Source organism: Geobacter sp. (assembly GCA_009684525.1).
In the GTDB taxonomy this organism is placed as follows: Bacteria; Desulfobacterota; Desulfuromonadia; order Geobacterales; family DSM-12255; genus Geoanaerobacter.
In genome coordinates, this window is record WKKR01000001.1 from 389,161 (window position 1) to 413,140 (window position 23,980).

General features: G+C 57.0%; 26 protein-coding genes. All 26 read left to right on the plus strand.

Annotated elements, in window-relative coordinates; translation table 11 throughout:
• Positions 1–134 precede the first annotated feature (134 nt).
• A complete protein-coding gene (gene rimP, locus GJT30_01750) occupies positions 135–614 on the plus strand; it encodes a ribosome maturation factor RimP (GenBank protein ID MSM38335.1) in 480 nt (159 codons plus the stop codon).
• Between the two features lie 45 nt (positions 615–659).
• Positions 660–1,823 carry a transcription termination/antitermination protein NusA gene (gene nusA, locus GJT30_01755; GenBank protein MSM38336.1) on the plus strand — a complete coding sequence of 388 codons (1,164 nt, stop codon included), beginning with the start codon at positions 660–662 and terminating at the stop codon, positions 1,821–1,823.
• A gap of 6 nt (positions 1,824–1,829) precedes the next feature.
• A complete protein-coding gene (locus GJT30_01760) occupies positions 1,830–2,426 on the plus strand; it encodes a DUF448 domain-containing protein (GenBank protein MSM38337.1) in 597 nt (198 codons plus the stop codon).
• Positions 2,423–5,095 (plus strand): translation initiation factor IF-2, encoded by a 2,673-nt coding sequence (gene infB, locus GJT30_01765; GenBank protein MSM38338.1) that lies wholly within the window; start codon positions 2,423–2,425, stop codon positions 5,093–5,095. Before GJT30_01760 ends, infB begins: the two co-directional genes overlap by 4 nt.
• A gap of 174 nt (positions 5,096–5,269) precedes the next feature.
• On the plus strand, positions 5,270–5,635 hold the full coding sequence (locus GJT30_01770; GenBank protein ID MSM38339.1) for a ribosome-binding factor A: 366 nt from the start codon (positions 5,270–5,272) through the stop codon (positions 5,633–5,635).
• Positions 5,607–6,572 (plus strand): bifunctional oligoribonuclease/PAP phosphatase NrnA, encoded by a 966-nt coding sequence (locus GJT30_01775; GenBank protein MSM38340.1) that lies wholly within the window; start codon positions 5,607–5,609, stop codon positions 6,570–6,572. The genes GJT30_01770 and GJT30_01775 overlap by 29 nt, the downstream gene beginning before the upstream one ends.
• Before the next feature lie 2 nt (positions 6,573–6,574).
• Positions 6,575–7,474, plus strand: a complete 900-nt coding sequence (truB, locus tag GJT30_01780) for a tRNA pseudouridine(55) synthase TruB (GenBank protein ID MSM38341.1) — start codon at positions 6,575–6,577, stop codon at positions 7,472–7,474.
• Between the two features lie 80 nt (positions 7,475–7,554).
• Positions 7,555–7,821, plus strand: a complete 267-nt coding sequence (gene rpsO, locus GJT30_01785; GenBank protein ID MSM38342.1) for a 30S ribosomal protein S15 — start codon at positions 7,555–7,557, stop codon at positions 7,819–7,821.
• A gap of 225 nt (positions 7,822–8,046) precedes the next feature.
• Positions 8,047–10,140, plus strand: coding sequence for a polyribonucleotide nucleotidyltransferase (gene pnp / locus GJT30_01790; GenBank protein ID MSM38343.1), 2,094 nt, complete (start codon positions 8,047–8,049; stop codon positions 10,138–10,140).
• 135 nt (positions 10,141–10,275) lie between these two features.
• Positions 10,276–11,532, plus strand: a complete 1,257-nt coding sequence (locus tag GJT30_01795; GenBank protein ID MSM38344.1) for an insulinase family protein — start codon at positions 10,276–10,278, stop codon at positions 11,530–11,532.
• A gap of 12 nt (positions 11,533–11,544) precedes the next feature.
• Entirely contained in the window at positions 11,545–11,994 is a 450-nt protein-coding gene (locus GJT30_01800) for a dUTP diphosphatase (GenBank protein ID MSM38345.1), read from the plus strand.
• A 60-nt stretch (positions 11,995–12,054) separates the two neighbouring features.
• Positions 12,055–13,158, plus strand: a complete 1,104-nt coding sequence (locus tag GJT30_01805) for an aminopeptidase (protein ID MSM38346.1) — start codon at positions 12,055–12,057, stop codon at positions 13,156–13,158.
• A 1-nt stretch (position 13,159) separates the two neighbouring features.
• On the plus strand, positions 13,160–13,768 hold the full coding sequence (locus tag GJT30_01810) for a threonylcarbamoyl-AMP synthase (protein MSM38347.1): 609 nt from the start codon (positions 13,160–13,162) through the stop codon (positions 13,766–13,768).
• Between the two features lie 12 nt (positions 13,769–13,780).
• Positions 13,781–14,137 (plus strand): hypothetical protein, encoded by a 357-nt coding sequence (locus tag GJT30_01815; GenBank protein MSM38348.1) that lies wholly within the window; start codon positions 13,781–13,783, stop codon positions 14,135–14,137.
• Between the two features lie 163 nt (positions 14,138–14,300).
• Positions 14,301–14,840, plus strand: a complete 540-nt coding sequence (locus GJT30_01820; protein ID MSM38349.1) for a DUF177 domain-containing protein — start codon at positions 14,301–14,303, stop codon at positions 14,838–14,840.
• 14 nt (positions 14,841–14,854) lie between these two features.
• A complete protein-coding gene (gene rpmF / locus GJT30_01825) occupies positions 14,855–15,037 on the plus strand; it encodes a 50S ribosomal protein L32 (protein MSM38350.1) in 183 nt (60 codons plus the stop codon).
• Positions 15,038–15,067: 30 nt separating this feature from the next.
• Complete coding sequence (gene plsX, locus GJT30_01830; GenBank protein MSM38351.1) at positions 15,068–16,108, plus strand: phosphate acyltransferase PlsX; 1,041 nt, start codon at positions 15,068–15,070, stop codon at positions 16,106–16,108.
• A gap of 18 nt (positions 16,109–16,126) precedes the next feature.
• Positions 16,127–17,104 (plus strand): beta-ketoacyl-ACP synthase III, encoded by a 978-nt coding sequence (gene fabH / locus GJT30_01835; GenBank protein MSM38352.1) that lies wholly within the window; start codon positions 16,127–16,129, stop codon positions 17,102–17,104.
• A gap of 21 nt (positions 17,105–17,125) precedes the next feature.
• Positions 17,126–18,046, plus strand: a complete 921-nt coding sequence (gene fabD, locus GJT30_01840) for an ACP S-malonyltransferase (protein ID MSM38353.1) — start codon at positions 17,126–17,128, stop codon at positions 18,044–18,046.
• A 33-nt stretch (positions 18,047–18,079) separates the two neighbouring features.
• Positions 18,080–18,817, plus strand: a complete 738-nt coding sequence (fabG, locus tag GJT30_01845) for a 3-oxoacyl-[acyl-carrier-protein] reductase (GenBank protein MSM38354.1) — start codon at positions 18,080–18,082, stop codon at positions 18,815–18,817.
• Positions 18,818–18,914: 97 nt separating this feature from the next.
• A complete protein-coding gene (acpP, locus tag GJT30_01850) occupies positions 18,915–19,148 on the plus strand; it encodes an acyl carrier protein (GenBank protein MSM38355.1) in 234 nt (77 codons plus the stop codon).
• A gap of 86 nt (positions 19,149–19,234) precedes the next feature.
• Complete coding sequence (gene fabF, locus GJT30_01855; GenBank protein ID MSM38356.1) at positions 19,235–20,467, plus strand: beta-ketoacyl-ACP synthase II; 1,233 nt, start codon at positions 19,235–19,237, stop codon at positions 20,465–20,467.
• Positions 20,468–20,476: 9 nt separating this feature from the next.
• The gene (gene rpiB / locus GJT30_01860) at positions 20,477–20,926 is read left to right on the plus strand and encodes a ribose 5-phosphate isomerase B (GenBank protein ID MSM38357.1); all 450 of its coding nucleotides are present in this window, start codon (positions 20,477–20,479) and stop codon (positions 20,924–20,926) included.
• A 90-nt stretch (positions 20,927–21,016) separates the two neighbouring features.
• Complete coding sequence (locus GJT30_01865; protein ID MSM38358.1) at positions 21,017–22,264, plus strand: aminotransferase class I/II-fold pyridoxal phosphate-dependent enzyme; 1,248 nt, start codon at positions 21,017–21,019, stop codon at positions 22,262–22,264.
• 16 nt (positions 22,265–22,280) lie between these two features.
• Positions 22,281–22,475 (plus strand): DNA gyrase inhibitor YacG, encoded by a 195-nt coding sequence (gene yacG / locus GJT30_01870; protein MSM38359.1) that lies wholly within the window; start codon positions 22,281–22,283, stop codon positions 22,473–22,475.
• Positions 22,476–23,888 carry a glutamate--tRNA ligase gene (gene gltX, locus GJT30_01875; protein ID MSM38360.1) on the plus strand — a complete coding sequence of 471 codons (1,413 nt, stop codon included), beginning with the start codon at positions 22,476–22,478 and terminating at the stop codon, positions 23,886–23,888.
• The last annotated feature ends 92 nt before the right edge of the window (positions 23,889–23,980 follow it).

The window sequence follows — 23,980 nt, forward strand, 5'->3', positions numbered from 1 at the left end:
AATCACTGATCAGGCCGGTGAAGATGTAAAAAAATACTTGCATTTTCCTCTTGCCGATGCTACAAAACACCCACAATTCATGTTCACTACTAAAAAGTGAGCTCTTCCGGCTCACTTTTTTTTTGGACTTACGGATGGCTCAGATGACAGTTGCAGAGAGGGTGACCGCCCTTGCGGAACCGCTCCTAGCCTCGCTTGGGCTGGAGCTGGTTGAGTTGGAGTACAAGCGTTTCGGTCGTTCGATGGTGCTCAGGCTTTTCATCGACAGGCCCGGCGGCGTGACGCTTGACGACTGTGCATCAGTGAGCCGCGAATTGTCGCAGGTTCTCGATGTGGAAGATTTCATCCGTGAGTTTTACACGCTCGAGGTTTCATCCCCCGGTCTTGACCGGCCGCTGAAGAAGGAATCGGACTATCTGCGCTACACCGGCCGTTTGGTAAAGCTGAGGACCTTCGAGCTCCTGCCGGATGATGCCGGCAACATGCGAAAGACCTTTGTCGGGACCTTGCTCGGTCTAGACGATGGTATGGTAAGGCTTACATTGCAGGAAGGTCAGTCGGCATCTCTGCCGCTCGGAAAGATTGCCAAGGCCAACCTGGAATTCGAAATATAATTTCTGAAATACCGGCATTTTGAACATAGTCAAGGAGATACTGCCGTGGAAACGAACTTCAATCTGAAGCACACCATCGATCAGATCGTCAAAGAGAAGGCCATCGACAAGTCGGTGATCATTGAGGCTCTCGAGCAGGCCGTGCTTACTGCCGCCAACAAAAAATACCGCAATACCCGCGATCTTGAAGCGCATTTCAACGATGATCTGGGCGAGGTGGAACTGTTCGAATTTGTGACGGTCGTTGAAGAGGTGCAGGATTCCTATAAAGAAATCACTCTGGATGAGGCGCGCGAAGAGGATCCGGAGGTCGAAGTCGGCGATTCCATCGGTATGAAGCTTCCTTCCAGCGAGTTTTCCCGGATCGCCGCCCAGACTGCAAAACAGGTCATTATTCAAAAGGTGCGTGAGGCAGAGCGTGAGACGATCTTCAACGAGTTCAAGGACAGGGTCGGAGAGCTGATCAACGGCCTGGTGCGCCGTTACGAAAAAGGGGATCTCATTGTCGACCTGGGACGGGCCGAAGCCGTGCTGACCCACAAAGAGCTGGCTCCTCGCGAGGTTTACCGCCAGGGGGATCGTGTCAAGGCGCTCATCATGGATATCCGCATGACGACCAAAGGCCCGCAGATACTCCTGTCGCGCACCCATGGCGGCATGTTGGTCAAACTGTTCGAGGCCGAAGTACCCGAGATCGCTGAAGGGATCGTGGAGATCATGGGGGTTGTCCGCGAACCGGGAAGCCGCGCCAAGATTGCCGTCTACTCGCATGATTCTGACGTGGACCCGGTAGGTGCCTGTGTCGGCATGCGGGGGAGCAGGGTCCAGAACGTAGTCTCCGAATTGCGTGGAGAGAAGATCGATATCATCCCCTGGTCCGAGGATGTAGCGCGCTTCGCCTGCAATGCGCTTTCGCCTGCAACGGTAACCAAGGTCTATGTAGATGAGGAAAGCCGTTCCATGGAAATCATCGTTGCCGACGATCAGTTGTCGCTTGCCATTGGCAAGCGGGGACAGAATGTCCGCCTGGCAGCCAAACTGACCGGCTGGAAGATCGACATGAAGAGTGAGTCGCGCATGGCTGAAACCGAGCTCATGCAGTATGCCTCCTACGATGGTTCCCAGGATGAGGAGATCGAGGAAGCGGAAGCAGCATCCGAGCCGGTTGAAGGCGATGAGACAAAGCCCGTTGAAGAGGTTGTGGAGTAGGGCGTAATGGTCCGGAATTCTCCCCAGCGGAGTTGTATCGGCTGTCGACAGGTGAGGGACAAGGAAGATCTGCTCCGTTTCGTGTTGACTCCGGAGAGGACCCTGGTGCCCGATATCCAGGCGAAATTGCCGGGACGAGGCGCATATACCTGTTTCAATAAGAGATGTCTCGACGAAGCAGTGCGAAGGAACCAGTTTTCGAGGACGTTCAAGGGGGCGGTAAGCCACGGAACGGGAGCAGAACTGGCGGACGAAGTGTCGGCACGGCTATTGGAACGTATCTCCTCCTATATCGCGCTTGCAAACAAGGCCGGCAAGATCATAACCGGCAGCGACATGGTGGAAGAGGCGATCAGGAAGCAGAAGGCCGGTCTCGTCATCATAGCGCAGGACGTATCGTCAGAGATAGGCGAGAAGATTGCTCGCCTGGCGGAACGAACATCACTCCCCTGCTATTACATCCTTACCAAGGATCAACTGGGGGCGTTGGTGGGAAAAGGACTCCGCAGCGCCGTTGCAATCGGCTCCGGCGGTTTTGTCCACGCTATCACGAATGAGATTGAACGGATGAGGAACTTCTTTGAGGAAGGGGCGCACGAATGAGTAAAATCCGCGTGTATGAACTGGCCCAAAAAATGGGCATCGACAACAAGGAGCTGATTGTGAAGCTGAAGGCCGTTGGGGTCGAGGTTAAAAATCATATGGCCGTGATTGATGAGGCGGATGCGAAGAAACTGGATGCGCCCGCGTCCAAGCCGGCGGTTGCCACCCCGGAGTCGAAGGAGGAGGTACGGGTCACCAGTACCATCATCCGACGTCGCGCCAAGATTGTAGAGCAGGCCGCCGAGGAGATACCCCCGGCCCCTGAACCTCCACCGGTGGAAGTCGTCAAAGAGGAGTCGGTTGAGGTTGCGCCTCCTGTGACTGCTGCGCCTGCCGAAGTGGCAGAGCCGCCCGTCATTGTCGAGCCCCCGGTGGTTGCCGAGGCTCCCCAGGAACCTGCCAAGGTCGAGGTGGAACCGCCTCCCGCGAAAGTGGAGCCGGTCGTTCCCAAGGAAGCACCGGTGCAGAGAGCTACGGCAAATCGTGCCGTCATTCTGGGACGGGTTGAAATCCCCGGAGTGAGAACCAAGGAAGCCCCCACCGACAGGCGAGGAACTGCGCGTCCGGGGAGCAGCCCCCGGCCACAGGATCGTGGTCCGCAGCGTGGCACCGATCGACCGGTTGCCCCCCGTGGCGATCGACCTGCGGTTCCCACCACTGAAACGCCGGCTACGGCAGACGATCGCAAAGCCAAAAAGCGTGTAGAAGTGGACATGACGGCCACTGCCGTTCCGGATCGCAACAAGCCGGGAGGGAAGAAGGGGGGCGATCGGAAGAAAGAGGTCGTGCGCAAGGCCGACCTGGCGGAAAAACGGGAGCGGATCTTCGAGCCGGGGCCCAAATCGGGCAAGGGCAAGAAAAAACAGAAGGACCGGGTCACCGAAGGGCGCAAGACCGAGATCACCACTCCCAAGGCGATCAAGCGTATCATCAAGATCACCGAATCCATTACTGTTGGTGAACTTGCCAAGCGGATGGGGGTAAAGGCAACCGATCTGATCAGGATGCTGATGAAGATGGGGATGATGGTGACCATCAACCATCCTCTGGATGTGGATACCGCCACCATTGTTGCCGGTGAATTCGGCTACGAGATCGAGAACGTTGCCATCGACCTTGAGGAGATCATCGAGACTGCCCCGGATTCGCCCGAATCCCTGGAGAAGCGTCCGCCGGTCGTTACCATCATGGGACACGTCGATCACGGCAAGACTTCGCTGCTCGACGCCATTCGTGAGGCAAACGTCATCGCCGGCGAGGCGGGCGGCATTACCCAGCACATCGGCGCGTACGACGTGGAACTGAACGGTCGCAAGATCACCTTCCTCGACACCCCTGGTCATGAAGCCTTTACTGCCATGCGTGCCCGCGGTGCAAAGGTAACCGATATCGTCATTCTTGTGGTGGCGGCCGACGACGGCGTCATGCCCCAGACTCGCGAGGCGATCAACCACTCCAAGGCAGCCGGTGTTCCCATCATTGTTGCCATCAACAAGATCGATAAGCCCGATGCCAAGCCGGAGCGGGTAAAACAGGAACTGACCGAGCACGGCCTCGTCTCATCCGATTGGGGTGGCGACACCACCATGGTCGAGGTTTCCGCCAAGAAGCGGATGAACCTTGCGGAACTCCTGGAGATGGTCCTTTTGCAGGCCGATCTGATGGAACTCAAGGCCAACCCCAACAAGCTTGCCAAGGGGACCATTGTCGAGGCGAAACTCGACAAGGGACGCGGACCGGTGGCTACCGTGCTGGTCCAGGAAGGCACCCTGAAGCTGGGCGACTATTGTGTAGTCGGCATCCATTCCGGCCGCGTCCGTGCCATGCAGAGCGACCGGGCGGACAAGGTGCTCGAAGCGGGCCCGTCCACCCCTGTCGAGGTTATCGGTCTTTCCGGTGTACCCGATGCGGGCGACATCTTTGTGGCCATGAAGGACGAAAAGCAGGCCAAGGAAATTGCCACGCTGCGCCAGATCAAGCAGCGCGAGGCCGAGCTGGCCAAACACAGCAAGCTTTCCCTGGAGGACCTGTACAAGAAGATCCAGAGCGGCGAGGTCAAGGACCTCAACGTCATCGTCAAAGGGGATGTGCAGGGTTCTGTGGAGGCAGTTGGAGAGTCGCTCCGCAAGCTTTCCACCGATGCCGTCCGTCTCAACGTCATCCACTCCGCCGTCGGTGCCGTTACCGAAACCGACGTCAACCTGGCAACGGCATCAAATGCCATCATCATCGGCTTCAACGTCCGCCCCGAGGTCAAGGCCCAGAACCTGGCCGAGAAGGAAGGGGTTGACATCAGGCTCTACAACGTCATCTACGATGCGGTTGAAGATGTCAAAAAGGCGATGGAAGGTCTCCTGTCGCCGACCTTCAAGGAGAAGTACCTGGGCAGGGCCGAAATCCGCGAGGTATTCTCGGTCCCCAAGGCCGGAAACGTTGCAGGCTGTTATGTCCAGGACGGCAAAATGCTGCGTAACTCCCAGGTTCGCCTGCTGCGCGACAATGTGGTGATCTACGAAGGGAAGATGTCGTCGCTGCGCCGCTTCAAGGACGATGTGAAAGAGGTGGCAACCGGGTACGAGTGCGGTATCGGCCTGGAGAACTACAACGATATCAAGATCGGCGATATCATAGAATCATTCGAAATGGAAAAGGTAGCGGCTACGCTCTAGCAGGTTGTTGAAAAAACTGCCATCTCGCCGCCGTCCTCGAAAAGCCGCCTTGTGCGTCGTAGCGCTGCTACGACTCCGCGGGGCTTTCTGCGGGTGCGCCGATCTGACCGTTTTTGAACAACCTGAATTTTCAAACAACCTGCTAGAGATCGGTGTGCCGGCTAATGTGTAATCATGTATAAACGGTCGGAAAAGATAGCAGAGGCAATCCACGAAGTCGTAACCGAGCTCCTGGTGAAGGGGCTCAAGGATCCTCGCATCGGCTTTGTGACCATTACCGGCGTCAAGGTCACCGACGATCTTCACCAGGCAACGGTCTATTTCAGCGTCATTGGCGACGACGATGCCAAGAAGGCGACAGCGGCGGGGTTGAACAGCGCCCGTGGATTTATCCGTCGCGAGATGGGTAAGCAGCTCCACATGCGCTACATTCCGGAGATATTCTTCAAGTATGACGTTTCCCTCGACCAGGGAAACAGGATCGAAAAGCTTTTACGGGAAATCAAGGCACATGAGCAGCGAGACGATTCGGAAGATTAACGAAGCCATAGCAGTTGCCACCACCTTCCTCGTGACCACCCATGAGAACCCGGATGGCGATGCGGTCGGTTCCAGTCTTGCCCTTGCCGGTTATCTGCGGGAGCTGGGTAAGGATGTCACGGTCCATATCTGTGATCCCGTTCCCGAACTCTACGCCTTTCTTCCCCAGGCCGATACGGTGGTGCTGACTATCCCCGATCGCCACTTCGACATCTGCTTTGTCCTCGATGTCGGCGAGTTCCACCGTGCCGGCAAAGCAATCGGAGCGTGCAGGACCATCGGCAGTTTCATCAATATCGACCACCACCTTTCCTGCGAAGAATTCGGGACATACAACCTGATCGACTCCACTGCCAGTGCAACCGGGACCCTGGTCTACCGGATCATAAAGGCGGCCGGGCACCCGATCGGATTTGATATCGCTCTCTGTATCTACACGGCGATCATTACCGATACCGGGTCGTTCAGATACTCGAATGCAAACCCAGAGGCGTTTGCGGTTGCTGGGGAGATGATCTCCTGCGGGGTCAATGCCTGGGATGTGTCCGAGAAGCTCTACGAAAGCCAGCCCCGGCAGCGACTGGAGCTGCTCGCCCTGGTTCTGGACACCCTTATCGTCTCTCCCCGCGGGGATGTGGCATCGGTATCCATCACCCTGGACATGTACGAAGCCACCGGCACCGGAGCCGAGCTGACGGACGGTTTCATCAACTATCCCCGCTCCATCAAGGGGGTCGAAGTGGCGATCCTCTTCCGTGAGCTGGAGCCTGGCAGGGCTTGGAAGGTCGGGTTCCGTTCCAAGGGGAAGGTGAACGTGGCGCAGTTGGCAGCAGCATTCGGCGGCGGCGGTCATCATAATGCAGCAGGATGCTCCATGTCCGGCGAGCTCGCCGAAGTCTGTCAGCGGATCATGACCCACCTGGAGCATTCTCTGTAACGATGAACGGCTTTCTGGTCGTGGATAAGCCGCCCGGGATCTCCTCCCATACCGTGGTTAGTCGGATTCGTCGCATCACCGGACAGAAAAAGGCCGGTCATACCGGTACGCTTGACCCTTTTGCGACCGGTGTCCTCCCCATAGCCCTCGGGGACGCCACCAAGGCGATCCAGTTCCTGGACGAATCAATGAAGGAATATCGTGCCGTCATGCGGATCGGGCAGATAACCGATACCCAGGACTGCACCGGTACGCTGCTCGAAGAGCATGCCTGGCAGCAGGTAACCGATGACGACATCCTGCGTGCTGCCGCTCTGTTCCTCGGACCGCAGAAGCAGCTCCCTCCGATGTACTCGGCAATCAAGCAGAACGGGGTGCCGCTCTATCGGCTTGCCCGTCAGGGCTCCGATGTGCCGCGGGAATTGCGGGACATCACCATTCACTCCATTCGCGTGGAGCAGATATCCCTTCCCGAGATTACCCTGCTGGTCAGTTGTTCCCGTGGGACCTATGTCAGAACCCTGGCCCATGACATTGGACGGCATCTGGGCTGTGGCGCCCACCTCGTCTCCCTGCGGAGAACCCGGAGCGGCCCCTTTTCCATCGACACTGCACTGGCCCTGGAGCAGGTTGCCCTGAATGTCGAGGCCAATGAGCCCGGCTCCTGGCTCATGTCTGTTCCCTCTGCGTTGGGAGAGATGCATGAACTGCAGCTCTCGGACTCAGGAGCGCGAAAGGTGCTCAATGGCGTGATCCCCGCAATCGGGGAATTTCTTCCAACGTGCCTACCTGTCGACTGTGAGCGGGTAATGCTTATGCACGGCGAACGACTTCTGGCGGTTGCCCGCTGTTTTCTGTCCGAAGGGACGTCAACTCTACGATTGCTCAGGGTTTTCACCTAGTTTTTCTTTACTTCGAGCGTCTAATATGGTATGAACACAGAACTTATTGCCCGATAATCAAAATGAAAGGGGGTGTGAACATGCTGGTAACTGAAAAAAAACAGGAGATCATCAGCCGCCACAAACGTCACGATAGCGACACCGGTTCTCCGGAGGTCCAGATCGCGATATTGACCGAGCGGATTACCTACCTGACCGAGCACTTCAAGATCCACAAAAAGGATCACCACAGTCGCCGGGGGCTTCTGAAGATCGTTGGACAGCGGCGCAGGCTACTCGACTATGTCAAGTCCAAGGATGTCGAGCGTTATAAGGCAATCATCGAAAAACTTGGCATTCGTAGGTAAGCGAAGGCAGTATACCTCGCACCGGGGTATATTGCCTTTCTGTTTTTTAATGGGCTTTGCAGCCCATTTGTTTTTGTTGGGGGCGTGGATAAAGAAACCATGAACCGTTACCTGTCGGATGAATCGCCAGGCGAGCGGCCATCGGCGACAGTGCGGCGTAACGCCGTGTCATGGTTCTTTTGTCGACGGCCCCAACACATCTCACGTTGAGGAGCTGAAAACTACATGGAACAAATCGTACAGGCAGAACTCGGAGGCAGAACCGTTACCATATCCACCGGCAAGATGGCGAAACAGGCCAGCGGTGCGGTGGTGGTACGGTGCGGCGACACAATGGTCCTGGTCACGGCAGTGGCCACCAAGACGGCCAAGGAAGGCCAGGATTTCTTCCCCCTGACCGTTAACTACCAGGAAAAGGCCTATGCCGGCGGGAAGATCCCGGGCGGCTTCTTCAAGCGCGAAGGGCGTCCGTCGGATAACGAGACCCTGACCTGCAGGCTCATCGACCGTCCCATCCGCCCGCTTTTCCCGGAAAACTTTCTCAACGACACCCAGATCATGGCTACGGTCGTTTCCGCCGACAAGGACAACAACCCCGGCATTCTCGCCATGATCGGCGCCTCGGCTGCCCTTGAGGTTTCCGACATCCCCTTCTTCGGCCCCATTGCCGGGGTGCAGGTCGGCAGGGTCGATGGGAACTTCATTGCCAACCCGACTGCGGATCAACTCGCACAGAGCGACATCGATATTATCGTGGCTGCGAGTAACGATGCCGTCATCATGGTCGAGGGGGGAGCAGCTGAGGTCCCCGAGGAGGTCATGCTGGAGGCGGTCTTCTTCGGTCATGCAGCGGTTCAGAATGTCCTGTCAGCACAACAAGAGTTGAAAAGGCTGGCAGGGGTGCCGAAGCGCGCAAATGCCGAAAAAGTCGTGGACGAAGAACTCAGGACCAAGGTCAGCACGCTGGCCTACGATAAGGTGCGGGAAGCAGTGCGGATCAAGTCCAAGCAGGAACGACACAACCGTCTCGACGCCATCACCGATGAGGTCCTGGAACTGCTGCTTGGCGAATACGAAGGGCGTGCCAAGGAGATTAAGGGTTTCCTCGGGGATTTCGAGTACGAACTGGTCCGCGAGCATATCATCAAGGATGGGGAGCGGATCGACGGTCGCGACACCCGGACCATCCGCCCCATAACCACCGAGGTGAGCCTGTTGCCGCGTGCCCATGGTGCGGCTTTGTTTACCCGTGGCGAAACCCAGGCGCTGGTTGCCGCAACGCTCGGCACCTCCATTGACGAACAGCGAATCGATTCTCTCTACGGTGAAAGCAAGAAGCGATTCATCCTGCACTATAACTTCCCGCCGTATTCGGTTGGTGAAACCAGCTTCCGCCTTGCTCCGGGCCGGCGTGAGATCGGTCATGGCGCGCTGGCTGAGCGTGCGCTGGAGCGGGTTCTCCCCAAGCATGACGATTTTCCGTATACCATCCGTATCGTTTCCGATACCCTGGAGAGTAACGGTTCCTCCTCCATGGCCACGGTCTGTGGCGGCTCCATGGCCATGATGGACGCCGGTATCCCCCTTGCGGCACCGGTAGCCGGCATTGCCATGGGTTTGATCAAGGAAGGGGACAATGTCGCCATCCTGTCCGACATCCTCGGTGACGAGGATCATCTCGGCGACATGGACTTCAAGGTGGCAGGGACCACTGTCGGGGTAACAGCCCTGCAGATGGACATCAAGATCACCGGTGTCACCCGTGAGATCATGCAGACCGCTTTGGCTCAGGCCCGCGAGGGAAGGCTCTTCATCCTCGGCAAGATGGCCGAAACCATGTCCAGCCCGCGCGCGGAACTCTCTTCGTATGCCCCGCGCATCACGACCATCTGGATCAAGTCCGACAAGATCCGCGACGTTATCGGTTCCGGTGGCAAGACTATCCGCAGCATCACCGAAAGCACTGGCGTTACCATCGATATCGAGGATTCGGGCAAGATCAACATTGCCAGCAACGACAAGGCTGCCTGCGACCGCGCCATTCAGATGATCCGCGACCTTACCGCCGAAGCCGAGGAAGGCAAACTCTACATGGGTACGGTGAAGAAGGTCATGGACTTCGGCGCCTTTGTCGAGATCTTCCCCGGTACCGACGGGCTTGTCCACATCTCCGAACTGGACAAGGAACGGGTCAAAAACGTCTCCGACATCCTCAAGGAAGGGGACCGGGTGCTGGTCAAGTGCATCGGCATAGACAAACAGGGCAAGATAAAACTCTCCCGTAAGGAAGCTCTGGGAGCGACCTTCCCGGAAAATTAGGCCCTTATCACTGCAGTAAACATTGGGTGGTCCCTTTTCAGGTGACCGCCCAATGTTTTTTTGTGCCAGATCGGCCAGAAAACCTCCAAACGGGGCGATCTGGCAATTTTACGGTTTCACGGTATAGTTATCGACATGGTAAATAAGACGATTTTGGATAACGGATTACGGATTGTTTCGGAACAGATCCCCCATGCCCATTCCGTATCGATAGGCATCTGGGTAACCAGTGGTTCCCGCCACGAATCCGCTGACATGAACGGCATCGCCCATTTCATTGAGCATCTGATGTTCAAGGGGACCGGCCGACGCAGCGCCCTTGACATAGCCCGGGAGATCGACGCTGTCGGTGGCGTCCTCAATGCCTTTACCGGCCGCGAATATGTCTGTTACTATGCCAAGGTTCTCAGCACCCATCTCCCCAAGGCGATCGACCTTCTGGCTGACATTTTCCTCAATTCGGTCTTTGATGTCGATGAAATCGAAAAGGAACGAAAGGTCATTCTCCAGGAGATCGACATGCTGGAGGATACGCCCGACGATTTTATCCACGACCTCTTCTATCAGAACTTCTGGAAGGGACATCCCCTTGGTCGCCCCATCATCGGCACGGAAGAGAGCGTGGCATCACTGACCAGGGACTATCTGCTGTCGCACCGGCATGAGTCCTACTCGGCAGAAAATATCATCGTTGCCGCTGCCGGAAATCTGGACCACGATCAGCTGCTGCAGTTGGTGGGGGATGCCTTCAGTGTGGTGCCCCAAGGGAGACAGGCAGTTCCGGCACCGCTTCCGGTCCATGACCGGGGTCTCTATCGCCATGAAAAGGAGCTGGAGCAGGTTCACCTCTGCCTTGGGACCTGTGCGCTTCCCCAGAATCATGGACGCCGCTTTGAGGCATATATTCTCAATGCCGTGCTTGGCGGGAGCATGAGTTCGCGTCTGTTCCAGGAGGTCAGGGAGAAACAGGGGCTTGCCTATTCCATCTATTCCTATCTGGCATCTCATTCGGACAGCGGTTCTCTGGCTGTGTATGCCGGTACCAGCCAGGAGAAGGTGCCCCAGGTGATCGAGATCATCCTCAAGGAAATGAGGCGATTGAAGAGCGAGCCGCTCACCTTGAGCGAACTGGCGTCTGCCAAGGACCAACTCAAGGGGAATATCCTCCTCTCCTTGGAAAGCAGTGATAACCGCATGTCCAAGCTCGCCAAGAATGAGGTTTATTTCGGCACCTATCAACCCCTGGAAGAAATCATGCGGGGGTTTGACCGGGTGACCTGTGAAAGTGTCCTGGAGATGAGCCGGCATTTGTTTGTCGACGACAGCCTCACCCTGGTGCTGCTGGGAAAGACGAACACGGGGAATCTCTCTGTTGCTGATCTGAAACTGTAAACCTCCCACACCATGTCCCACGTCACTCTACATATCAAGCGGCTCAGGGTCGAATCGACCAATCCGCTCCCTGCCTACATGACTCCGCATGCTGCAGGCATGGACCTCTATGCCGATATTGCGGCGGAATTGCTGCTTGCTCCCGGGGAGCGTGCCCTGGTGGGGACCGGTATTGCCATCGCACTGCCCGAAGGGTATGAAGCTCAGGTCAGGCCGAGAAGCGGGCTGGCGCTCAAACATGGCATCACCATGCTGAATTCGCCCGGCACCATTGATGCCGATTACCGGGGAGAGATCGGGGTCATTGTCGTCAATCACGGTTCTGAGCCTTTTACGATCAGAAACGGTGAGCGGATCGCGCAACTGGTTGTTGCACCGGTGGTCCGTGCCCAGCTCATCCAGGTCGACGAACTGAGCGAGACAGACCGGGGTTCGGGAGGGTTCGGCCACACCGGAAGGTAATGGCAAACCTCTATGTTTCAGACTGTTATGATGCAAAATCTGCAGTAGGGGGAGAGCTTTGTGAGAGACCCACGTGTTCGGCAACTGGCTGATGTGCTGGTCAATTATTCAACCCGGGTAAAAAAGGGTGACGTGGTCATGATCAGCGCCAGCGGTTTCGAGGCTGCTCCCCTGGTGAAGGAGATCCACGCCCTCTGCATCGCCAGGGGAGCGAAGTATGTGGAATACGATTTCTCCCTTCCGGAGATCAATCGCCAATTCTACAATCTGGCCAAGAAAAGCCAGATCGAATATTTCCCCCAGCACAAACTGGATTTCATGCGGCAGGTAACGGTATACATCGCCATTTCGGCTGCGGACAACTCGATGGTCATGGCCAATGCCAATCAGGAGCATATGATAGCCCATGCCAGGGTCATGCGGCCGATCGTCGACTGCCGGGTCAAGAATACCCGCTGGGTTGTCACCCGCTACCCGACACATGCCGGGGCGCAGGAGGCGAAGATGAGCCTCGACGAGTACGAGGAGTATCTCTTTGCCGCCTGTTGCATCGACTGGCAGGCAGAGTCGCGCAAGCAGGAACGGCTCAAGAAGCTGGTCGATCAGGCCGAGCAGGTGCAGATCAAGGCATCGGATACCGATCTCTGCTTCAACATCAAGGGTATGCCCGGTATCAAGTGCGACGGACGTTACAATATTCCGGATGGAGAGGTCTTTACGGCTCCGGTCAAGGATTCCGTGGAAGGGTATATCACCTATAACTGCCCGACCATTTATCATGGCAAGGAGTTTTCCAATATCCGCCTGGAGTTTTCCGCGGGCAAGATCATCAAGGCAACGTCTTCGGGCATGGACGAGCAGCTCAACCGGATTCTCGATACCGATGACGGTGCCCGCTATATCGGCGAGTTCGCCATCGGGGTCAATCCGGCCATTCGTCGACCGATGCGGAACATCCTCTTTGACGAGAAGATATTCGGCTCAATCCATTTCACGCCGGGGCAATGTTACGACGAATGCGACAACGGCAATCGTTCGGCGGTCCATTGGGATATGGTAAAGCTCTTGGAAGGGGATGGGGAAATCCTGTTCGACGGCGTCATGATCCAGAAAGACGGCCGTTTCGTGCACAGCAGTCTGGCGTCGCTCAACCCCGGTGACTGAGATGATGATAGCCATCAATGCCGATAATCCCCAGCCTCGTCTTGTTGCACGGGTCAAGGAAACCCTGGAGCGGGGTGGGGTCATTGCCTATCCTACTGATACGACCTATGGGATTGGCTGCAGCATCTTCAACAAGAAGGGGATCGAGAGGGTTTACCAATTGAAGCAGCGGGAAAAGCGGAAGCCGTTCTCGTTCATTTGTTCCGAGCTGGCTGACGTGGCACGCTACGCCAAGGTGAGCAACTATGCCTTCAAGATCATGAAGCGTTATCTGCCTGGGGCGTATACCTTTGTCCTCGATGCGAGCAGCGTTGTCCCCGACCTGCTCCTGACCCGCCAGAAGACCGTCGGCATCCGTATTCCTGAAAATCGGATATGTATTTCCATTGTCAGGGAACTGGGACATCCTATCATTACCACCAGCGCCAATCGTTCCGGTGAGGAGCCGATTGGCGACCCGAGCCAGATTGAGGCGGAACTGGGAAAACAGTTGGATCTGATCGTGGACGGCGGCGTATTACCTGCCGATGTCAGTTCCATCGTGAGTCTCATCGGCGATCGCCCCGAAGTCTTGCGCGCCGGCGTGGGCGATATCAGCTGGTGTTCGTAACGGGATAGAGACATGCGTTCGCGTCTGGTCAGAAAAGGATTCAACCTCCTCACTGCCGGGGTTGTGGTGACAACCCTTGTCACCTTTTATCCTGCCCTGGTTTCGGATCTTGTGCCATTCTCCGCCGGCCCGGCTAGTGTGATCTATTTCGGGTTTTTCTGGGGGAGCATGCTGGGGGGGGCAGGGACCATCATCACGGTTTTCGGCATGCTGCGTGCCGAAGAGCGCGGTCGGACCGTGGGGCTGCGGACCCCCGTTCTGGTCCTGATGGCGACACTGCTCGCCTTTGCCATCCTGGTCTATCTCTCCCTGAACGGTGTCCCGATGAAGCAACCCCCTCTCAAGCCTGGCGAGACCATCACCATCTGAACCTTTCCCGTTGCTGTCCGTTCTTTAATTAATCTTGCAATTGACCGGACGATGGGGTATGAACAAACCGCGGCGGCGATCAGGGCAGGCGTGCAAATTTCCTTGACAACTCCTGTTGCATCACTATACTGAAGGGCTTTGAGCGCCAGGAGGCGATTACCCCGTGATCTTGAGGGTCAACGATATCACCGATACGGTGAAACGGCTGTCGGCCAACGAACAGCCGGCAGACTACCCAATTCTGGCAGCACTGCAGGAAGAGGGCATCTGCGAGTTCCTCTCCCCGTTGGCGCAGGAGTTCAGCGTTGTCAGGGAGTACGACCACATCAGGGTCGAGGGTGCGATAAGCGCGAAGGTTACGATGGTCTGTGCCCGCTGCTTGACCCCGTACTCCCTGGATCTGCGGTCGAGCTTTACCATCTTCTACTCCAAGGCAACTGCCGACCTGCCTCAGGACGAGGAGGTGGAGTTGTCCGAGAAGGAACTGATTTCGGCCACGTATTCAGGGGATGAGATCGACTTGGCCCCGGAAGTCGCCGAGCATGTGATCATTGAGCTTCCCCTCAAGCCGCTCTGCACTGACACCTGCCGGGGTCTCTGCAGTATCTGCGGCATCGATCTCAATAACAGCAGCTGTGACTGCACCGAACAGAAGGGGAGCTTGGCATTCAGTGTGTTGAAGAACCTCAAACTGGATAGATAAAAAGGAGATTCCGTATGGCAGTACCCAAGAAAAAGACATCCAAATCGCGTAAAAACATGAGAAGGGCGCACGACTTTCTGACCGCACCCGCTGCCGCAGTCTGTCCGCAGTGCAAAGCACCCAAGATGCCCCATCGTGCGTGCCCCTCCTGCGGCACCTACAAGGGGAAAGAAGTACTTAAGTCCGAAGACCTTTAACCATCATTACCTGAAAAGTCTAGGGCCACTATGAGAGTTGCAGTAGATGCAATGGGGGGAGACAACGCTCCGGGCGTTGAGGTGGAAGGAGCGGTCTGCGCTGCTCGCGAGTTCGGTATTGCCGTCACGCTGGTGGGGGATACCGATCGTATTCGCCAGGAACTGAACAAATACGACATTCGCGGTCTGGACCTTGCCATTCACCATGCCAGCGAGGTCGTGGGCATGCACGATTCCCCCTCTGATGCCATCCGGAAGAAGAAGGATTCATCCATCAGGGTGGCGTTCGAACTGGTCAAAAGCGGGGGGGCAGAGGCGGTGGTCAGTGCCGGAAACTCCGGTGCAACCATGGCAGCCGGCATGTTCGTCCTCAAGCGACTCAAGGGTATCGAGCGACCGGCGATTGCCCAGATCTTCCCAACCCTGCACGGCAGAACCCTTGTGCTCGATGTCGGCGGCAATGTGGATTGTAAATCGAATCATCTTGTCCATTTTGCCATCATGGGTGGCGTTTACGCCCGCTGTATCATGGATGTGGATGCTCCGCGGATCGGGCTGTTGTCCAATGGCGAAGAAGAGAGCAAGGGGAATGAGCTGACCCGCGAGACCAATGTCATTCTCAAGCAGGCACCCCTCAATTACGTTGGCTACGTCGAGGGGCGCGACATCTTCAGCGGTGTCGTGGATGTGGTTGTATGTGACGGTTTTGTCGGCAATGTGGTGCTGAAGCTTTCCGAAGGGCTGGCAGAAGCAGTGGGGAAAATGCTCAAGGAGGAGATTCTCAAGAGCTTCCTCCCCAAGGTAGGATTTCTGCTTGCACGCCCCGCTTTCCAGAATTTCATGAAAAAGGTCGACTATGCCGAATACGGCGGTGCCCCTCTGCTGGGTATCGATGGTGTCGGCATGATCTGTCATGGCGGCTCGAATACCAAGGCAATCAAGAATGCCATTCGCTTTGCTCACGAATACGCCCAGCGCGGTGTGAACCAGCAGATGGCCGATAAGCTGCAGGAGAGTTTTGCTCTCTCGCTCCAGCAGTTTGAGACGCTGAAAGACGCTGCCGCCAACTAGGCATGGGTGAGGCGCATGATACGGGCAAAGATCCTCGGTACCGGCTCGGCAGTTCCCGACACGGTCCTGACAAATTGTGACCTTGAACGTCGTGTAGACACTTCCGATGAATGGATTACCAGCCGCACCGGCATCAAGGAGCGGCATATAGCTGCTGACGGCGAGTTCACCTCGACGTTTGCCACCAGGGCGGCGATACGTGCTCTCGAAATGGCCGGGGTGACTGCCGAAGAGATCGACCTGATCATCGTTGCCACCGTAACCCCTGATTTTCCCTTTCCTGCCACTGCCTGCCTGGTGCAGAATAACCTCAAAGCTTCCCGTGCTGCTGCCTTCGATGTTTCCGCCGCCTGCTCCGGCTTTCTCTACGGGATCTCCATCACAGAAAAGATGATCGCCACCGGTTCCATTCGCAAGGGTCTGGTGATCGGCGCCGAGGTCCTTTCCCGGATCGTCGACTGGTCAGACCGGAACACCTGCTGCCTGTTCGGTGACGGTGCCGGTGCCGTCGTGATTGGCTCGGGAGACGATGGGGCGGGAATCCTCTCGACGCACATCCATAGTGACGGCAGCTATTGGGAGCTTCTCCATCAGCCGGCCTGCGGCAATCGGTCGCCGGCAAGCCAAAGGGTTGTCGATGAACGTCTCGCCCATATCAGAATGCAGGGGAACGACGTCTTCAAGCTCGCGGTGCGGGCTATGGATGATGTCGCGCATGAGGCGCTGAACGCCAATGGCCTCACGCTCGCCGACCTGGACCTGCTGATACCGCATCAGGCCAACCGGCGGATCATCGATGCCATCGGCAAACGTCTGGGACTCCCCGAAGAGAAGGTCTTCGTCAATGTCCATAAATACGGGAATACCTCTGCGGCATCCATCCCAATCGCCCTTGACGAAGCCAACCGGACAGGCGCGCTGCAGCCAGGGAACCTTGTTCTCTTCGATGCCTTCGGGGGAGGTCTTACCTGGGGAGCCGTGCTGGTACGCTGGTAGAACGAACGTGAAAGGATGAATATGGGCAAGAAGGCTTTCATTTTCCCCGGACAGGGGTCACAATATGCCGGCATGGGCAAAGAGCTGGCGGATTCCTTTCCGGTTGCCAGGGAGGTGTTTCGCGAAGCCGATGATGCCTTGGGCTTCAAACTCTCCGAACTCTGTTTTAACGGACCCGAGGAATCCCTGAAGTTGACTACCAACACCCAGCCCGCTATCCTCGCCACAAGCGTGGCGGCGCTACGGGTTGTACAGTCTGAAAAGGGTCTGGTCCCGGATTTCCTGGCAGGGCATTCCCTGGGCGAATACTCGGCCCTGGTGGCAGCCGGTGCGCTGCAATTTGCCGATGCAGTCCGCACGGTGCGCGCTCGTGGTGCATACATGCAGGAGGCCGTCCCCGTAGGTACCGGTGCCATGGCAGCGATTCTTGGTGTCGAGCCGCAGATTCTCGCCGAGATCTGCACCGAAGCTGCACAGGGAGAGGTTGTCTCGCCTGCCAACTATAATTCGCCCGGACAGGTGGTTATTGCCGGCCACGCATCAGCGGTCAATCGTGCCATCGAGATCGCAAAGGGGAGAGGCTTTCGCAAGGCAATGCTGTTGCCGGTAAGCGCACCTTTTCATTGTTCCCTCATGGTCCCTGCCGGCGAACGGCTTGCCGAGACGCTCGCCGATATCAGCGTTGGTGCACTGGCCCGGCCGGTGGTCACCAACGTGGAAGCCGAGCCGAACCAGGACAGCACCCGGGTCAAAGAGCTGCTGGTGCGGCAGGTGAGCGCTCCGGTCCGCTGGGAGGATTCGGTGCGTACGATGGTGGTACTGGGGGTGACGGAGTTTGTGGAGATAGGCCCCGGCAAGGTTCTTTCCGGCCTGGTCAAGCGTATCACCAAAGAGGTTTCAACGGTTAACGTGGAAGATGGAGCAACGCTGCAGGCTCTGTAAGCCCCTGTAGAATTACGTGGAAAGGAGTACGCAATGCCCAAAGGAAAAGTAGCTGTTATTACCGGTGCATCGCGCGGGATCGGTCGAAGCATTGCCCTGGCCCTGGCAGCGGAAGGGGCAAAAATCGTTGCGGTCGACGTTGACCAGGCAGCAACAGAGGCAATGGTTGCTGAGGTCCAGCAACTGGGCGTGGAAGCGATCGCCGTCGTCGGAAACGTAACGGTTGCCGCGGATACGGAAAAGATGATAGATGCCGCAGTAGCAGCCTTCGGCAGGGTGGATATCCTGGTGAATAACGCCGGCATTACCAGGGATGGCCTTCTGCTCAGGATGAAAGAGGATGACTGGGATGCAGTCCTGAACGTCAACCTCAAAGGGGCATTCCTCTGCACCCGTGCCGCAGCTAAGGTGATGACCAAGCAGCGTTTCGGCAGGATCATCAACATTGCCTCGGTAGTCGGGCAGATGGGGAACGTCGGTCAGGCCAATTATTGTGCCAGCAAGGCCGGGCTGATGGGGCTCACCAAGTCCAACGCACGCGAGCTGGCGAAGCGGAACATCACGGTAAACGCTGTGGCTCCCGGTTTCATTGCCACAGCAATGACGGATGCCCTGCCAGAAAAGGTCCGGGACGAACTGACTGCGCAGATACCTCTGGAGCGGCTCGGCACACCAGAGGATATTGCGAATGCCGTAGTATTCCTTGCTGCCGAACGTTCCGGGTATGTCACCGGGCAGGTGCTGGCAGTTAACGGCGGCATGTACATGTAAAAATCTCGTTTGCAATTTTACTGATTCATGCTATGAAGCATTGACACACACGCACACACTGCCTGAAAAGGTAATATAACCAACGGAGGTAAGAGGAATGTCAACAATAGAAAAACGAGTCAAGGAAATAGTCGCTGAACAGCTTGGGGTTGACGAGTCCCAGGTCACCAACGAGGCATCGTTCATGGACGATCTCGGCGCCGATTCCCTTGATACCGTGGAACTGGTCATGGCCCTTGAAGAAGAATTCGATATCGAAATCTCCGACGAGAATGCCGAAAAGATCCAGACGGTTCAGGATGCCGTTGACTATATCACCGAGCACACCTAACAGATCGCTACAAAGGGGAGTAACCTCCCCTTTTTCGGGGTGCCTCTGTGGCACCCTTTCATTTGGTAAACCGGGAGAAACTGTTTATGAGAAGAGTTGTGGTGACGGGAGTCGGCGTTGTCTCCCCGCTGGGGACTGGTAACGACGCTAACTGGGCCGCCCTGACCGCGGGCCGTTCGGGAATTGCCTCCATAACCAGATTTGACGCTTCGGAGTTTCCGGTGAAGATTGCCGGAGAGGTGAAGGACTTCAATCCGGAAGATTTTATCGACAAGAAAGAGGTCAAGAAGATGGACCTCTTTATCCAGTATTCCTTGGCTGCGGCACAGTTCGCCATGGCTGACTCCGGCCTGCTGATTGACGAAAGCAATGCCGAGCGGGTTGGGGTATTGGTCGGAGCGGGACTTGGCGGTCTGCCGACTATTGAAAGATATCATAGCGCCATGCTGGAGGGTGGATACAAGAAGATTTCCCCCTTCTTCATTCCGATGCTGATCATCAACTTGGCTCCCGGTCACATCTCCATGAAATACGGCGCCAAGGGGCCCAATGTGTCGTCGGTTTCGGCCTGCGCCACTGGTACCCACTCCATTGGCGATGCCTATCACATGATCAAGCGTGGCGATGCCGACGCCATGATCGCCGGCGGAACTGAGTCAACGGTTACCCCGCTGGGCATAGGCGGTTTTGCCGTGATGAAGGCCCTTTCCACCAGGAATGACGACCCTACTGCCGCTTCCCGCCCCTTTGAAAAGAATCGCGACGGTTTTATCATGGGTGAGGGGGCCGGTATCGTCGTGCTTGAAGAGTACGAGGCTGCCAAGAAGCGCGGTGCCAAGATATATGGCGAAGTGGTCGGTTATGGTCTCACCGGAGATGCCTATCATCTGACTGCTCCTGCTCCGGGTGGCGAAGGCGCGGCCCGCTGCATGAAAATGGCTCTTGCCGGGGCCGGCATAAACCCTGAGCAGGTTGATTATATCAACGCCCATGGGACGTCGACCCCGATGAACGACCTCTACGAAACCATGGCCATCAAGACGACCTTCGGCGAACACGCCCACAAAGTGATGGTCTCCTCGACCAAGTCCATGACCGGCCATCTGCTCGGTGCCGCCGGCGGCATCGAGGCGGTCTTTACCCTGCTGGCCATGGATAAGGGCGTTATTCCCCCGACCATCAATTACCAGGAGCCGGATCCAGAGTGCGATCTCGACTATGTCCCCAATACTGCACGTTCCGCCACGATAGAGTATGCCATGAGCAACAACTTCGGCTTTGGCGGAACCAACGCGTCGCTTCTCTTCAGGAAGATATAGGTGGGGGCGATGATCCTTCTCGGTAGCGACCATGGCGGCTATCAACTCAAGGCCGCGATCATCGAATTCCTGGCACAGCGTGGCATTTCCTTCGAGGACTGTGGCACTGACAACGGCAACTCCGTGGATTATCCCGATTTCGGGATCAGGGTCGCCCGGAGGATTTCCGAAGGCACGGCTGAAAAGGGTATCCTGATCTGCGGCACCGGGATCGGCATGTCCATTGTTGCCAACAAGTTCCCTGGCGTTCGGGCCGCTCTCGCCACGGATAATTTCATGGCGCAGATGGCAAAAGAGCACAACAATGCCAATATCCTGGTTCTGGGGGGACGGGTGCTCGACCCCCACAAGGCGTGCGGCATGGTTGCGGCCTGGCTTGACGCCACCTTCGAGGGTGGACGTCACCAGGGGCGACTGGACAAGATTACTCACCTGGAACAGGAACTCCGCTGCCGCTGACAGTGTCGGGCAGGGAGGCTGCGGTGCGGACATACGGGACTTCTGGTCCCGTTTGCTTTTTCATCACACGTATACAAGGAGCCTTACAGCATGTCGATTCTCGAAACCTTTGATCCTGAAGTAGCGCAGGCCATCCGGTTGGAGACCGAGCGCCAGGAGTACAACCTTGAACTGATCGCGTCGGAGAACTTCGTTTCCGAAGCGGTGCTTGAAGCTCAGGGATCGGTGCTCACCAACAAATATGCCGAGGGGTATCCGGGCAAGCGGTATTATGGTGGCTGCCATCAGGTCGATGTGGTGGAGAATCTGGCAATAGCCCGGGCCAAGGAGCTGTTCGGGGCCGAGCATGCGAACGTCCAGCCCCACTCAGGGTCCCAGGCGAACATGGCGGTCTATTTCGCGGCATGCAAACCGGGAGATACCATCCTGGGGATGAATCTTTCCCACGGCGGGCACCTGACCCATGGCAGTCCGGTGAACTTTTCCGGCCGTCTCTTCAATATCGTCCCCTACGGAGTCTCTCCCGAAACCCAGACCATCGATTACGCGGAAGTTGAGCGCCTGGCCGTGGAGAACAAGCCAAAGATGATCGTCGTTGGCGCTAGCGCCTATCCTCGCATTTTCGACTTCGCCGCTTTTCGTGCCATTGCCGATAAGGTTGGAGCGGTCATCATGGTAGACATGGCTCATATTGCCGGTCTGGTTGCGGCGGGTCTCCACCCGAACCCGGTTCCCTATGCCGAATTCGTGACCACCACGACCCACAAGACCCTGCGTGGTCCTCGCGGCGGTATGATCCTCTGCCGGGAAGAATTTGCCAAGACCCTCAACTCCAACATCTTCCCCGGCATCCAGGGTGGGCCGCTGATGCATGTTATCGCTGCCAAGGCGGTTGCCTTCAAGGAGGCGCTGCTCCCTGAGTTCAAGACTTACCAGCAGCAAATCATCAATAATGCCCAGGCCCTTGCCGGCGGGCTGAAAAAGCGCGGGTTCAAGCTGGTGTCCGGTGGAACTGACAACCATCTGATGTTGATCGATTTCAGCGGCACCGACATGACCGGGAAGATCGCCGAAGAGGCTCTCGACAAGGCGGGCATCACGGCCAACAAGAATACCGTTCCCTTTGAGACCCGTTCACCCTTTGTGACCTCCGGGATCAGGCTCGGGACGCCTGCTGCTACCAGCCACGGCCTGAAAGAGACCGAAATGGAGCTGGTGGCCGAATTCATCAGCGAGGCCCTGAGCAATCCTGCTGATGAGGCAGTGCTTGCTTCCATCAAGTTGAAGGTGAATGCCCTCATGAAGAAGTTTCCGCTCTATGCCAAGCGACTCGCCTGACAGGCAGGGGAGAGGGATGCCGCTGCGAGAGCTTACCTGCCCCGTATGCAAGAAACCTTCGCTCTGGGAAGGGAATCCTGCACGACCATTCTGCAGCGATCGTTGCAAGATGATCGATCTGGGGGCATGGGCGGCTGAGGAGTATCGCATCCCTGGGAAACCGGCGCCTGATCCGCAAGAAGAACGTTCGAGCCACCGAGAGGAGCAGTGAATGTCCCCAGTCCGTCTTCGTTTTGCACCCAGCCCCACGGGCTATCTCCATATCGGTGGTGCCCGTACCGCACTCTTTAACTGGCTGCTGGCCAAAAAGCTGAAGGGCACCTTTATCCTGCGTATCGAGGATACCGACGTTGCCCGGTCTACCCAGGAATCGGTGGACGCGATCCTCCAGGCTATGGAGTGGCTGGGGCTCGATTGGGACGAGGGGCCGTTCTACCAGTCGGAACGTTTCCCTGTTTACGCGGAGTGTGTGCAGCAGCTTCTTGCCGAAGGAAAGGCCTATCGTTGCTATTGCACTGCCGAGGAACTGGAGGCCAAACGGGAGCGGGCACTGGCAGAGGGTCGTAAGCCGAAGTATGACGGCACCTGTCGCAGTCTGACCGGAGAAGCGGCCGGAAAACCGTACGTGGTAAGATTCAAGGCGCCCGACAGCGGAACAACTGCCTTCGACGACCTGATCAAGGGGCGGATATCCTTTGACAATGCCGAACTGGACGACCTTATCATCCAGCGCACGGACGGGACGCCGACCTACAACTTCGTGGTCGTGGTCGATGATGCCTCCATGAACGTTTCCATGGTCATCCGCGGCGACGACCACATCAACAATACCCCGCGCCAGATACTGCTCTATGAAGCCCTTGGTCACCCGGTGCCGCAGTTTGCCCATGTGCCGATGATCCTCGGCGCGGACAAGACGCGCCTCTCAAAGCGTCATGGTGCCACCAGCGTCATGGCATATCGCGACATGGGATTCCTGCCGGAGGCCATGGTCAACTACTTGGTCCGGCTCGGCTGGAGTCATGGCGACGATGAGATCTTTTCGCGAGAAGAACTGATCGAAAAGTTCACTATCGAGTCGGTGGGGAGATCGGCCGGGGTCTTCAATCCCGACAAGCTCCTCTGGCTGAACGCCCACTATATCAAAACCGGCGACCCGGCCCGGCTAGCTCAACTGCTGATCCCGTTTCTCGAACAGCGCGGCGTCTCCCTGGCCAGTGGCCCTGAGCTTGTCTCCGTGGTCAGATCGCTGCAGGAGCGAGCCAGGACCATGATCGAGATGGCGGATGGGGCGCTCTTCTACTATATTCCACCTGTTGACTACGACCTCGTGGCATTGCGGAAATTCGGCACGGATCACCTGGTAGCGGTCTGTGGCGCCGTACTCGACAAGCTGGGGGGCTCGGCCGCTCAATCTGCAGCAGAATTCGATCTGCTGTTCAAAGAGGTCTGCACCGAGCAGGGATGGAAGATGCCGCAGGTTGGCCAGCCGGTGCGCATAGCCCTCTCCGGGGGGACCCATGCGCCGGGAATAGGTGAAATCATTCAGGTGCTCGGGGTTCAGGAGACCTGTCGACGCATTGAACAGATCCGTACATTTCTCCAGGCGCATCCCCTGGATTGATCAGGAAAAGCTGCCCAGGTTCCCGCCAAGGCGCCACGTGGCTAGACAGGCTGTGTTAAACAGCCTTTTTTCTGGGTGCTGAGAGGTCGTAA